Source organism: Roseibium sp. RKSG952 (genome assembly GCF_009711355.1).
The window spans coordinates 13,864-27,167 of sequence record NZ_SMMF01000952.1; the positions used below are offsets into that span (position 1 = coordinate 13,864).

General features: G+C 56.0%; 15 protein-coding genes. 8 read left to right on the forward strand and 7 right to left on the reverse strand.

The features are described 5' to 3' along the window. Positions 1–2 precede the first annotated feature (2 nt). The 4 genes from E1297_RS34160 to ureG are packed head-to-tail and all read left to right on the forward strand — an operon-like array spanning position 3 to position 2,407. Positions 3–608 carry a glutathione S-transferase family protein gene (locus E1297_RS34160; RefSeq protein WP_155146039.1) on the forward strand — a complete coding sequence of 202 codons (606 nt, stop codon included), beginning with the start codon at positions 3–5 and terminating at the stop codon, positions 606–608. Continuing rightward, a complete protein-coding gene (locus tag E1297_RS34165; RefSeq protein ID WP_155146041.1) occupies positions 605–1,075 on the forward strand; it encodes an urease accessory protein UreE in 471 nt (156 codons plus the stop codon). Before E1297_RS34160 ends, E1297_RS34165 begins: the two co-directional genes overlap by 4 nt. After that, positions 1,026–1,793, forward strand: a complete 768-nt coding sequence (locus tag E1297_RS34170) for an urease accessory protein UreF (RefSeq protein WP_368669779.1) — start codon at positions 1,026–1,028, stop codon at positions 1,791–1,793. Before E1297_RS34165 ends, E1297_RS34170 begins: the two co-directional genes overlap by 50 nt. Then, the gene (ureG, locus tag E1297_RS34175) at positions 1,790–2,407 is read left to right on the forward strand and encodes an urease accessory protein UreG (RefSeq protein WP_155146043.1); all 618 of its coding nucleotides are present in this window, start codon (positions 1,790–1,792) and stop codon (positions 2,405–2,407) included. The genes E1297_RS34170 and ureG overlap by 4 nt, the downstream gene beginning before the upstream one ends. 689 nt (positions 2,408–3,096) lie before the next feature. Here the strand turns inward: ureG and E1297_RS34180 are convergent. Further along, positions 3,097–3,960, reverse strand: coding sequence for a CPBP family intramembrane glutamic endopeptidase (locus E1297_RS34180; protein WP_155146045.1), 864 nt, complete (start codon positions 3,958–3,960; stop codon positions 3,097–3,099). 722 nt (positions 3,961–4,682) lie between these two features. Between E1297_RS34180 and E1297_RS34185 the strand changes: the two genes are divergently transcribed. The 4 genes from E1297_RS34185 (at position 4,683) to acs (ending at position 8,331) form a co-directional block, all read left to right on the forward strand. Beyond that, positions 4,683–5,006: a hypothetical protein gene (locus tag E1297_RS34185; protein WP_155146047.1), complete on the forward strand. Its 324-nt coding sequence runs from the start codon at positions 4,683–4,685 to the stop codon at positions 5,004–5,006. A gap of 307 nt (positions 5,007–5,313) precedes the next feature. After that, positions 5,314–5,661, forward strand: a complete 348-nt coding sequence (locus E1297_RS34190; protein WP_155146049.1) for a hypothetical protein — start codon at positions 5,314–5,316, stop codon at positions 5,659–5,661. A gap of 145 nt (positions 5,662–5,806) precedes the next feature. Continuing rightward, positions 5,807–6,217, forward strand: coding sequence for a DUF1761 domain-containing protein (locus E1297_RS34195; protein ID WP_155146051.1), 411 nt, complete (start codon positions 5,807–5,809; stop codon positions 6,215–6,217). A gap of 176 nt (positions 6,218–6,393) precedes the next feature. Further along, a complete protein-coding gene (gene acs, locus E1297_RS34200; RefSeq protein WP_155146054.1) occupies positions 6,394–8,331 on the forward strand; it encodes an acetate--CoA ligase in 1,938 nt (645 codons plus the stop codon). Positions 8,332–8,427: 96 nt separating this feature from the next. Here the strand turns inward: acs and E1297_RS34205 are convergent, their stop codons facing one another. From E1297_RS34205 to rpsP, 6 genes are all read right to left on the reverse strand, one after another. Beyond that, positions 8,428–8,985: an HNH endonuclease gene (locus E1297_RS34205; protein WP_368669781.1), complete on the reverse strand. Its 558-nt coding sequence runs from the start codon at positions 8,983–8,985 to the stop codon at positions 8,428–8,430. 288 nt (positions 8,986–9,273) lie between these two features. After that, positions 9,274–10,686: a 3-isopropylmalate dehydratase large subunit gene (leuC, locus tag E1297_RS34210; RefSeq protein WP_155146056.1), complete on the reverse strand. Its 1,413-nt coding sequence runs from the start codon at positions 10,684–10,686 to the stop codon at positions 9,274–9,276. A gap of 235 nt (positions 10,687–10,921) precedes the next feature. After that, the gene (gene rplS / locus E1297_RS34215) at positions 10,922–11,395 is read right to left on the reverse strand and encodes a 50S ribosomal protein L19 (protein ID WP_155146058.1); all 474 of its coding nucleotides are present in this window, start codon (positions 11,393–11,395) and stop codon (positions 10,922–10,924) included. A gap of 193 nt (positions 11,396–11,588) precedes the next feature. Continuing rightward, positions 11,589–12,302, reverse strand: coding sequence for a tRNA (guanosine(37)-N1)-methyltransferase TrmD (gene trmD / locus E1297_RS34220; protein WP_155146059.1), 714 nt, complete (start codon positions 12,300–12,302; stop codon positions 11,589–11,591). Between the two features lie 31 nt (positions 12,303–12,333). Beyond that, complete coding sequence (rimM, locus tag E1297_RS34225; protein ID WP_155146061.1) at positions 12,334–12,873, reverse strand: ribosome maturation factor RimM; 540 nt, start codon at positions 12,871–12,873, stop codon at positions 12,334–12,336. Positions 12,874–12,921: 48 nt separating this feature from the next. Then, entirely contained in the window at positions 12,922–13,296 is a 375-nt protein-coding gene (gene rpsP, locus E1297_RS34230) for a 30S ribosomal protein S16 (RefSeq protein ID WP_155146063.1), read from the reverse strand. Positions 13,297–13,304: the final 8 nt, after the last annotated feature.

Consider the following 13,304-nt stretch of genomic DNA (forward strand, 5'->3'; position numbering starts at 1 on the left):
AAATGTATGAAGTCATAGGCTTTGCCAAGACCCGCGCCATGCGGGTGATGTGGATCCTGGAAGAACTCGGCGCACCCTACAAGGTGACGCCGGTCATGCCACAGTCGCCCGAAGCAAGGGAAGTCAATCCGAGCGGCAAGGTGCCGATCCTGCGCGACGGCGACAATTTGCTCACCGACAGTGTCGCCATTTGCACCTATCTTGCCGACAAGTCGGGCAAGTTTACCTATCCGGCGGGCACCTTTGAACGGGCCAGACAGGACAGCATGACCCAATTCGTGGTGGACGAACTGGAGACACCGCTCTGGATGGCTGCCAAACACAGTTTTGTTCTGCCGGAGAAGCTCCGTGTGCCGGACGTGAAGGAAACCTGTCAGGCAGAGTTTGCGCGGGGCCTGAAGCACCTCGAAAAGCGGCTTGGTGACAATGAATACCTCGCAGGCGCCCAATTCACGATCGCGGATATCATCGCCGGTCACTGTGGTAGCTGGGCAGCCAATGCCAAGTTCGACCTGCCGAAGGAAGGTCCGGTCTATGACTATTTCAAGCGCCTGCGGCAACGCCCGGCCTATCTGGCAATGATCGAAAGGATCGCAGAACCCGCATGATCAGGGTCATCGAAATCAAGTCATCAGGGTGCTGGCCGGGTCAACCGGCCAGCACCATCACACTCGACCGGGAGGACCGCCACCGGAGACGGGCGGCCCTGACCGCCGAAAACGGCGTGAGTTTTCTGCTCGATCAGCCCAAGGCCGTGCATTTGCACCATGGCGACGGGCTCGTACTGGAAGACGGGTCCATCATTGAGGTGTGTGCCGAACCGGAGGCCCTGGTGGAAATCCATGCCGAAGACACTGCCCATCTTGTCAAGATCGCCTGGCATCTGGGCAACCGGCATCTGCCGACCCAGCTGATGGGCACGACACTCAGAATCCGCCGTGACCACGTGATTGAGGACATGGTCGCGAAACTGGGTGGCAAACTACTGCCGGTTACCGCTCCATTCGATCCCGAAGGCGGGGCATATGGCCATGGTCAAACCCATGGCCACGATCATTCCCATTCTCATGACTGAGCACGCCTCCCAATCGGCCCTGATCAAACTGTTGGCCTTCCTGTCTCCGGCCTTTCCGATTGGCGGTTTCAGCTACAGCCACGGGCTTGAAAAACTTGTCGAGGACGGGACCGTCCACGATCCGCAAAGCTTGCAAGACTGGATCGAGGGCATCTTGAATTACGGTGCAGGCCGTAATGACGGCATCTTGCTGAAAGAAAGTTTTAACGCCACCAGCGCCGGTGATGTTGGCGCAGTGAAAGAGCTGATCGAGCTCGGGCTCGCCCTCCAACCCTCCAGGGAACGGCATCTGGAGGCAAGCGCTCAGGGAACGGCATTTATTCAGACGGTTGCAGCCGCGTGGGCACCGGGGGAAGAAACGCCCGCGCTTGACATCCTTGCACAGCTCACCGACGAAGCGTCGGACACTTGCGTAAAAAGCTGGCCGCTTCCTGTCGCAATCGGCACGGCCAGCGCCTGCCACGGCATTTCAAGGCATGCAGTCCTTGCCGCAAGCCTTCAGGCATTCGTCTCCAACCTGATTTCAGCTGCTATCCGGCTTGTGCCGCTCGGACAGACGGACGGCCAGAAAGTCCTTGCCCGGCTTGAGCCGGTGATCCTCAAGACCGCGGCTACAATCGAAACCCTGTCCCTTGACGATCTTGGATCGGCGACCTTTTTGACCGATATCGCGTCAATGGACCATGAAACCCAGTACACGAGGCTGTTCCGCTCATGACTTCCGGAAATGGTCCCCTTCGCGTTGGTATCGGCGGGCCGGTAGGGGCTGGCAAAACCACCCTCACCGACCGCCTTTGCAAGGCCATGCGCGAGCGCTATTCCATGGCCGTCATCACCAATGACATCTATACCAGTGAAGACGCGGAGGCGCTTGTCCGGTCGCAGGCACTGCCGAGTGCCCGCATTCGTGGCGTCGAAACCGGCGGCTGTCCCCACACAGCGATCCGGGAAGATGCCTCCATCAATCTCGCAGCCGTTCACGACCTGACCGAAGCTTTTCCGGATCTGGATGTGATCCTGATCGAATCCGGCGGTGACAATCTGGCTGCGACCTTTTCTCCGGAGCTGGCCGACCTCACGATTTACGTGATTGATGTCGCCGCCGGTGAGGAAATCCCCCGCAAAGGCGGGCCTGGCATCACCCGCTCCGACCTGCTTGTGATCAACAAGACCGACCTTGCCCCCCATGTCGGGGCCGATCTTCAGGTCATGGACCGCGACGCAAAAGTCATGCGCAAGCAACGCCCCTTCGTCTTCGCCAACACCAGGGCCGGGACCGGCGTGGAGACAGTCGTCGATTTCATCGTCGAAAAAGGCGGGCTTACCGTTTGAAATCGTCGGAATGGCAGAACAGCTGCGCCTGAAGCAATGCGTTTTGGTACGATGCGGTGTTAAGTGCACTTGGAACGGTTCAGTCGTTTCGAGCCCGCTTTCCGGGGTTTGTAAAACCGGACGCAAGCCGCTTTATCCCAATCTGGTCACCCTGCAGGATACTACCATCGCGCACCGATTGGATGCGTTCGCCGGCTCGCCCCCGATACGGCTACCAAGAACAGATTTGATTATCCGGATCTGGAACCTTTCGGTTTTACAAAACCCTTTGCAGCCCGTTGCCTCATTTGGGTCGCGAACCTTAGGGGAACTCCAGCGCCTGACGGACCAGCACACCGGACTTACGAGAATCATGATCTGAAGGTCTGGACAAAGGCCTTTGGCGGCAACCCAAAAGATCGAGGCAATTTCACCACCAGCCTTTTCACTCGCGAGGATGTTGCCTGTTTTCTCTGGCGGGATACGATGATGCGGCAGATGCCATCCCGAACAACGGACCATCCCAAATTACAAACCTCTTTCGCACAAGGCGCAACCAAGACGAGATCCTCCACGAAGCAAACAAACCCGCCTCTGGTACCTGTCTTGTTGGCCATGAAACCACACCAGATGTGATCGAGGACTATCGAGCCGCCGGTTTCATATCCCTTGCACCGCTCCCAATCTGGTGACGGACGTGGCCAAAGCGACTATGACACCCGAGCGATATACGGATAGGTGAAAAATAGTATATGGGTCAGGTTCACAAGGAAATGGACCAGAATGGCAACCTCGACGCGCCCTGATTTCCAAAAGGCTAGTCCGTAGAACAATCCGGCAAGGCCTGCGAAACCGGCAAAGAACACTCCCCCTGGAAGGTGAAAAGCTGCGAATAGGATCGAAGACAGAATCAACGCACAGGCGCCGCCCAAACCATTTCTGCCGAACCATTTCAACAACCACCCCAAAATGAATTGTCTGAAAAACAGCTCTTCGGCCGCGGACACAAACAACAGATTCGCAAACAACCAGACAGGCAGGAAACTCACGAGCTTTGGGTCGAACGCTACAAGACCGGCCAAATAGGTCGTACCGATAAGGACGACCGCCGCCGGAACAAAGTAAACGAGGCTCAGCTTAGCAATCCGCCCCCACTCATATATCGATGGAGCGGAACCAGCCGCAAACAGCAAAAGCCAAAAACCGAGGCTCGCCTTGTCGAAATTCAGATAGAGTGAATACGGAGCGGCATCTGCGCTTGTCCTGCTTCCGGACAGGAGTTTCAGGTTATGAAAGCCCGGAGCGAGATGAAGCAGGATGGCGATACCACTTGCCAAAAGCACGACAATAAGAGACCCGGACAACCATGTTCCCGGTGCTCTTTGGTACAGCATATAACTCGTAGCCCCGACGACCCCGACCAGCGCTGCTCCTGTCCAGGCCAAGTTTCCAGAGATCAATGCAGCAACACATGCGGCAAAGAAGACCCCGAGTGGCAACCAAGGCCCTCGATGAACCGCCGCAATTACAATGGCGAGACCTAGAAAGCCATACGCAGCAACTTGAAAAAGCATACTGTTACCCTGATGCCTTTTTTAAATATGGCACAGTCATCCTTTACCAACCATGGCCATAGATATTGAACAAAATTTATATCGAAATGCCGATCCAGCTATCAGAAGTATGTTTTGCGTAGGATGGAAACCCTTCCCAGATCAGGAACAGCAAGTGGAAGGCGCCCTTGTTGAATCAAGGAAGAGAGGAAGAGAGGAAGAGCCAGAGTCCTGAATGCCCAAATGACCAAGATGACCGGCGTTGTGCTGGTGGGCCTGTTCACCGCTGCAGCTATTCAGGCTACCTCCTTGTCCGCTCTCTCGGCTCCTGGATCGGCACTCTTTAGACGCCCCCAATAACAGACCAAACCCGGTCTTCTTACGCAATTGCCCAAGCCTGAGACATATCTCCTGGCGTCCAAAAGCCCTGTTCCGCTCCAGCGCGGTGCATTGGCATGTACCCATCGAGGTTTCATCAAGTACGGGCTGAATTGAGGTAACATCAGACTTACGAAATGACACCCAGCTGGAACGCAGCCGTAGGTTAGCTTTTGTTCTCTCCTACGAGTTCCCTATCGATGTCACTGCCCAGATCAAAATCACAGCCCCTCTACGTAAGGTACTGAATTCACGTCATGCCATGTAATATTTAACAGTGTTCTTGACTCTTCAATTTGCATACCCACATAGCGTGTACCAGACGATTTCTTTTCCTGGTAAATCTAAGTGAGGAATATTTTAAGATGGCCAAGCTACTTTATAAAGTGGCCGGTGCAGCCATGGCTGTACTTGTCGCAGTTTCCGCAGCGAATGCAGCAACCCTGACGAATATGGCGAGCAACAACGGCGGTCCAGTCGAAAACCTGGGGCATCAGACGATCAACTCGCCGATTGTCGGCCCGAGCACACCGCACCATGCACGCATTTACGCCGACACCGGCAGCCCTTTGAAAACACAACTCGTGAAATATAACGGCCCGCAGGCCTTGAAAGTCTCGCCGTCTTCGGATGTCGGATACACGAATGTCGGAACAAATAATGGCGGAGTGATTGTTCCGAACGCCTGACCAGCGCATTCATGCGTTGCACGACAGGGGAGCCGAACGGCTCCCTTTCGTCGTTTTGAAGACGGTTTTCCCGGCACCTTCCCCAATGCCCCGGACATTTGAAACCGCAAACAAGAACACCTTATGAATATTGATAAATTTATCATTAGTATTAATTTCATATCTTCACTTAAACGCAACTCAAAATTACTGTGTTGATATTAAAGAAAATGATATCTAGTATATTCATGAAGGCGAAGTGATAAGGATTACAGTCTGATACGCAGGGTAACCGTCTGATACAATCTCAATTGGGGAATATTATACGATGGCTAAGCTGATTCTTAAGGTGGCTGGTGCAACTCTTGTAGCTCTTGGCGCCGTTTCCATGGCACATGCCGACAATCATGAGGCTGCACCGCAGGACCCCCTCACCAATATTCAGGAAGAGCAGGGCGGCGTGGTCGAAAATCTGGACGGCGGTACAATCGATGCTCCGGTCGTGGGGCCGGCTGAACCGCACACGCCCGCAGTTCAGGCCGATCAGGACAGCCCGCTTAAGGCCGACGTACCCGCAGACAACCCGCCAACTGCCCTCCAGGAAACCCCCTCTTCAGACGAAGGTTATACCAATATCGGGGGCGATCAGGGCGGCGTGATTGTTCCGAAAAACTGATTAGAAGCAAATTCAGTGAGCGATTGGGGAGCCGAGGGCTCCCCTTTTTGCTTTCGGGACCGGGTGTCTTGAAGCCACCACCTGCCGGACCTGTTGCTCCTCCGTTTTTTGGCCTATGGAAGCAGACAGGCAGGAGGTGCAATTCATGATGTATGACGGAATAAACCTGTTGGGCGCTTTGGGCGCTGCAGTTGGCGGATTTTTGTTTGGTGCCCTGTGGTACGGATTGCTTGGCAAAGCCTGGATGCAGGCAGCCGGCCTGAGTGCCGGCCAATCCAGACCGTCTCCAGGGATCATGGCGCTCACTTTCCTTTGCCAGTTCATAATGGCCTTCGTCTTTGCCGGCGTGATCTATCATGTGGCTGGTACGTCGGTCCGGTCCGGATTGATCTCCGCTGCCATGATCTGGATCGGCTTCATGCTGCCAGCTCAGATCGTCAATCACCGTTTTCAGGGAAAACCGTGGAGCTTGACTGCCATCGATTCGGGGCACTGGCTCGGCGTCCTGCTGGTCCAGGGGATATTGATCGGCCTGATCGACGATTTCCCCGCCTGAATCACGGCCCAAACCCGGACATTCCCTTACGACAAACGGCTACGGATACCAAAGTACCAGCGAATTCCATATGGACGCTTGGGAAGGTCCTCAGCATAATGCCGCCGACTAAACACGGCCGTCGCGCAAAAAACACTGCAAAACGCACCATATGTGTCGTCTGGGAGGTTATGGAAATGTCAAACAATGTGTTCCCCGTGCCGGCTGAGATCGCAGCCCATGCTCACGTGGACAATGCCAGCTACGAGGAAATGTACCGCCAATCGGTCGACAACCCGGATGCGTTTTGGGGCGAACACGGCAAACGGCTCGACTGGATCAAGCCATACACCAAGGTCAAAAACACCTCCTACGACTACCACAATGTTTCCATCAAATGGTTCGAGGATGGAACGCTGAACGTATCGGCCAATTGTGTCGACCGGCATCTGGAAACACGGGGAGACCAGCCCGCCATCATCTGGGAAGGCGACGATCCGGGAGAGCACAAGGTCATAACCTACAAGCAGCTTCACCATGAAGTGAACCTGTTCGCCAATGTGCTCCATGCTCAAGGTGTCAAAAAGGGCGACCGGGTCACGATTTACCTTCCCATGATTCCCGAAGCTGCCTATGCGATGCTTGCATGCGCCAGAATAGGAGCTGTTCATTCGATTGTTTTCGGAGGTTTTTCTCCAGACAGCCTTGCGCAACGCATTGAAGATTGCGGTTCTGACTGTGTCATTACCGCTGACGAAGGATTGCGCGGCGGCCGCATAATCCCGCTGAAGGCAAATGTGGACCGGGCCGTCGAAAAAACTCCGGTGTCGAGTGTCATCGTGGTCAAACGCACCGGTGGCGATGTCACAATGGTCGAAGACCGGGACGTCTGGTACCACGAGGAAGCAGACCGCGTCTCGGATCACTGCGCACCTGTCGAGATGAATGCGGAAGATCCGCTGTTCATCCTCTACACGTCGGGATCAACCGGAAAACCCAAGGGTGTCCTGCACACGACAGGCGGTTACCTCGTCTACGCGTCCATGACCCACGAGTACATATTCGACTATCACGAAGGCGACGTTTACTGGTGCACCGCCGATATCGGCTGGGTCACGGGACACAGCTATATCATCTACGGACCACTGGCAAACGGCGCCACGACCCTGATGTTCGAAGGCGTTCCAAGTTATCCGGGACCAGACCGGTTCTGGCAGGTGTGTGACAAGCACAACGTCAACATTTTTTATACCGCCCCCACCGCAATCCGGGCGCTGATGGGATGCGGAAACGAATATGTCACCCAGTCCTCCCGCAAATCCCTGCGCCTTCTGGGATCGGTCGGCGAGCCTATCAATCCGGAAGCCTGGAGCTGGTACTACAATGTGGTTGGCGAAGGCCGGTGCCCCATTGTCGACACCTGGTGGCAAACCGAAACCGGCGGTATCCTGATCACGCCCCTGCCCGGCGCGACCGACCTGAAGCCCGGCTCGGCCACAAGACCGTTCTTCGGCGTCCAGCCAGCAATTGTGGATGCGCAGGGCAATTTCCAGGAAGGTGCAACCGAAGGCAATCTCGTCATCACCGACAGTTGGCCAGGCCAGATGCGGACCGTCTATGGCGATCACGACCGGTTCGTGCAGACATACTTCGCCACTTACAAGGGCCTGTATTTTACCGGTGATGGCTGCCGGCGCGATGAGGACGGCTATTACTGGATTACAGGCCGGGTGGATGACGTGATCAACGTCTCCGGCCACCGGATGGGCACGGCCGAGGTGGAAAGCGCGCTGGTCGCGCATCCGAAAGTCTCTGAGGCCGCCGTTGTCGGCTACCCGCACGACATCAAGGGGCAAGGCATCTATGCCTATGTTACCCTGATGGAGGGCGAGGAACCGACAGATACCCTGAAAAAGGAGCTCGTGACGCACGTACGTTCGGAAATCGGACCGATTGCAACACCCGATCTCATCCAGTTCGCGCCCGGTCTTCCCAAAACCCGCTCCGGTAAAATCATGCGCCGGATCTTGAGAAAAATCGCGGAGGACAGCTTCGACAGTCTTGGCGACACCTCGACCCTGGCCGATCCGACAGTCGTCGACGATCTCATCGACAATCGGCAAAACCGGCCCTGACCAGCACCACATCAACACGAAAAGCGCGGCTCCGGGCCGCGCTTTTTTGTGAGCCGCAAGAAACTGTGCAGTTTCAACCTCGCCGGAGGAGGGACATCACGGCTCGAGTTCGGTATCCCAGTAAAGAAAGTCGAGCCAACTGTCGTGCAGATAGTTGGGCGGAAACCCGCGCCCGTTATTGTGCAGGTCCTGAATTGTCGGCTGGAACGGCATGTGCATTGGCCACATGTTGATCTGCTTGCAGGACTTGTTGGCTTTTCTCAAATTGCAGGGCGAACATGCGGTGATGACATTGTCCCAAGTCGTCAGACCACCCTTTGAGCGTGGAATCAGATGGTCAAAGGTCAGTTCGTCCTTGGAACCGCAATATTGGCACTGAAATTTGTCGCGGAGGAAAACGTTGAAGCGGGTGAAGGCGGGAAAACGGCTTGGCTTTACATAGGTTTTGAGAGAGACGACGCTGGGCAATCGGAATTCGAAGCTCGGACTTCGGACCGTTGCGTCGTATTCAGAAACTATGTTGACCCTGTCCAGAAACACCGCCTTGATCGTGTCCTGCCAGGACCAAAGCGATAATGGATAGTAGCTCAAGGGCCGGTAATCCGCATTGAGTACCAACGCCGGATGGGCGCCCGACGAAACAGCAATCGTCACCTTCCGCTCCTTACACCTGATCGGACAGCCTGCCGCCCGGTCAGTCGGACAGCAAATGTAGTCCTCATGTGTCGCGAGTATTGTAGTGCTCAAGTGACAGTCTTGTGAAGCCTAAATAATTCTCTCCCGTAAATTGACAATTTGTCACATATCTGCCGGGCCTATTTTAATTAAACTTCTGATTTTTATTGATAATTTGCCGATTAACTTATTTCCTTGGAGAACTGGTTGCCTGCGCAAAAAAGGGCGCCGAACGGCGCCCTTCAAAGACCGGATTCCCAAGCCGAATCAGTTTTCTGGCCAGTTCCGGATGTCGACAAAGTGCCCCGCGATCGCGGCCGCCGCCGCCATGGCCGGTGACACCAGATGAGTGCGGCCCTTGAAGCCCTGCCGCCCTTCGAAGTTCCGGTTGGACGTCGACGCGCATCGCTCACCCGGCTTCAATTTGTCCGCATTCATGGCGAGACACATGGAACATCCCGGCTCCCGCCACTCGAAACCGGCGTCCTTGAACACCTTGTCGAGACCTTCCTGTTCCGCCTGCTCCTTGACCAGACCGGACCCGGGAACGATCATCGCATTGACCTCGGGGTGAACCTTCTTGCTGCCGATCACCGAAGCGGCCGCTCTCAGGTCTTCGATCCGGCCGTTGGTGCAGGACCCTATGAAAACCCGGTCGATCTTGATGTCGGTAATCTTGGTGCCCGGCTCGAGCCCCATGTAATCGAGCGCACGCTTTTTCGAGGCGCGGCGGTTTTCCTCGTCGATTTCGTCCGGATTTGGCACGACGCCTTCAACCGACACCACGTCTTCCGGCGACGAGCCCCAGCTGACGATCGGCGGCAGGTTTGCGGCATCCAGCCGGACCACCTTGTCGAACTCAGCGCCTTCGTCTGTCTTCAAGGTTTCCCAATAAGCGACTGCGCGATCCCATGCCTCGCCTTTGGGCGCCTTCGGACGGCCCTCAATATAGTCGTAGGTCGTTTGGTCCGGCGCAATCAGGCCGGCGCGCGCGCCCGCCTCAATCGACATGTTGCAGACCGTCATCCGGCCTTCCATGGACAGGCTCCGGATTGCCTCGCCTGCATATTCGATCACATAACCGGTGCCACCGGCTGTGCCGATTTCGCCGATAATCGCCAAGATGATGTCCTTGGCGGTCACGCCGTCGGGCAGTTTGCCGTCGACCTGAACCAGCATGTTCTTGGCTTTTTTCTGAATAAGGGTCTGGGTCGCCAGAACATGTTCGACCTCGGATGTCCCGATGCCGTGGGCCAGAGACCCGAATGCGCCATGGGTGGAGGTGTGGCTGTCACCACAGACAATTGTCATGCCCGGCAGGGTGAAGCCTTGCTCCGGACCAACAATATGAACGACGCCTTGGCGCATATCCAGTTCGGAGTAGTACTCCACGCCGAACTCGGCCGCATTCTTCGCCAGCGTTTCAACCTGCAGAGCCGATTCCGGATCATCAATGCCATGGCTGCGGTCCGTCGTCGGGACATTGTGGTCAACGACCGCGAGCGTCTTTTGCGGCTGACGCACCTTTCGGTTGGTCATTCGCAGGCCTTCAAAAGCCTGCGGGCTGGTCACCTCGTGAACCAGATGGCGGTCGATATAAAGAAGAGCCGTACCGTCTTCCTGATGATCCACCAAATGGTCGTCCCAGATCTTGTCGTAAAGCGTCCGTGCTCTTGCCATGGGTATCTCCTGAAACCGGGCAATGTGCCTGCCAATGGCCGGAGGAAGCTGCTGCCGCCGGTCAGGTCAAAGCCATTGCCTTTATCTTTTACGGGCTTTTCGCCCTTAACATGGTGATGACTCACCGCTGGCAAAGGGTCAAGCAGATCCAGTTGAGCTTTTGTCAAGTGCAGTTGATGCGGTCACAAAAAAGGCGGCCGCAAGGGCCGCCTGAAATTGTTTGAAGTGTCGGAGCTTATTCGGCAGCTGCCTCTGCTGCAGCAGCCTTTTCGGCTTCCTTCGCTGCAGCCTTGGCGGCCTTTGCAGCAGCAACTTCGGCACGCGCTGCTTCGTTGAGGCGCTTGGCGCGGACATTGGTAGCTTCGACGATACGTGCAGACTTACCGCGGCGGTCACGCAGGTAGTAGAGTTTCGCACGGCGGACCTTACCGCGGCGGACAACCTCTACACCTTCCAGCATCGGGGAGAAGACCGGGAATACACGTTCGACACCTTCACCGTAGGAGATCTTGCGAACGGTAAAGCTCTCGTTAATGCCGCCGCCGGAACGGGCGATGCAGACACCTTCGTAAGCCTGGGTACGGGTCCGGTTGCCTTCCGTCACGCGCACGTTAACGCGAACCGTATCACCCGGAGAAAATTCAGGAAGCTTGCGCTTCTCTTCAATGCGAGCCATTTCCTCGGCATTGAGCTGTTCGATGATGTTCATGGCATATTTCCCTTTTCAATTACAAAACAGGTAGCGCGGCCTTCTTAACTCAGGCCGATACCAGCTTTGGGCCATGTTTATTGGTTGCGCACGGAGTTCGAAAAAACACCCGTCACGCGCGGGTGTTGATACAGTATTTCCAGCCGCTTGTCATGCGGTTTGTAGGCTGTTCCAGGCGACCCGGTTCCGGCCTCTAGTCGACATCAATATCATGGTCGCCGACATAAGCATCCCAAAGGTCCGGCCGGCGTTCGCGGGTCAATCTTTCAGCCTGGGCCAGCCGCCATTCATGGATAAGCTTGTGGTTTCCGGAAGTCAGAACGTCTGGAATGGTCATGCCTTCGAAGTCCACCGGACGGGTGTAATGCGGATGCTCCAGAAGCCCGTTCTCAAAGCTCTCGGTATCGGCACTTTCCATATTACCCATGACGCCGGGAATGAGCCGAATGACCGAATCCAGCATTGTCAGAGCAGCGATCTCGCCGCCCGACAGAATATAGTCGCCGATGGAGACTTCCTGAAGACCGCGTGCATCGATCACCCGTTGATCAATGCCTTCGAAACGGCCGCAGACGATAACAGCACCCGGACCGGTTGCCAGTTCATGCGCCATTTTCTGATCAAACGGCTTTCCGCGCGGACTCATGAGAAGACGCGGGCGCGGATCGCTGCCAATTGCGGCCGCATCAATCGCCTTTGCCAAAACATCGGCGCGCAGCACCATTCCTGCCCCGCCGCCGGCAGGCGTATCGTCGACCGATCTGTGTTTGTCAGCCGCAAAATCCCTGATCTGGACCGTCTCGTGAGACCACAAACCATTGTCCAAGGCCCGCCCCGACAGGCTATGGCCCAACGGGCCGGGAAACATGTCCGGATAAAGCGTCAATATGGTGGCCTTGAAAGCCATGGGATTCCGCCGTGATCTGAAGTCTTGAGGGTCAATCCGCCACTTCAGGCGGCTTTTCTTCCGATAAGTAGTCTTCGGGCAAATCAACCGTCACCGATCGGGTCTCAAAATCAAGACCGGGTACAAATGCCTTAGTGAACGGCACATAGAATGTCCGCCCCCGCTTCGGGCGCACTTCCAGAAGGTCACCGGCACCGAAATCCTGCACTGCCGCGATTTTGCCAAGCAAAGCACCATCGGGCTGCTTCACATCCAGGCCGACCAGATCCGAGTAATAGAATTCATCTTCATCGGGCTCCGGCAACTGGTCACGGAACACATAAAGGTCGGTTCCGTTCAGGGTTTCCGCAGCATTGCGATCATCGACACCGCGGAATTTCGTGACCGCCACGGTTTTTTGAACGCGTGCACGGTCCACTTCGAAGACACGGCCATCATCCGTGATCAGTGAACCATAGTCGGAGAAGGAAAGCAGGTCGTCACCAAACGGCTTGACCCGCACTTCCCCGCGAATACCATGGGCGGCACCGATCCGGGCCATGAGGACTTTCGGCCTGTCATTGTCAGGCATGGCTCAAATCCATTTCATAGCCAGATGTGGTACCGTCCTGCATTAGACTTATTCGGCAGATGCTTCGGCTGCTGCAGCAGCGGCATCTTCTTCCGCCTGACGCTTGGCGTCCAGACGCTCCTGCGCCTTCTGACCCAGCTGGGCCTTCTTCGGGTTGTTGCGCGGCTCGCGCTTCAAGAGACCGGCAGCGTCGAGGAAGCGGTGCACACGGTCGGTCGGCTGCGCGCCGGTGCCGAGCCAGTACTGAACGCGCTCAACGTCCAGCTTGACGCGGTCTTCGGAATCCTTTGGCAGCATCGGATCGTAGGAACCGATTTTCTCGATGAAGCGGCCATCGCGCGGCGAGCGGATGTCAGCAACAACGATGCGGTAATACGGGCGCTTCTTGGAACCGCCACGTGCCAGGCGAATTTTCGTAGCCATATTTCTTC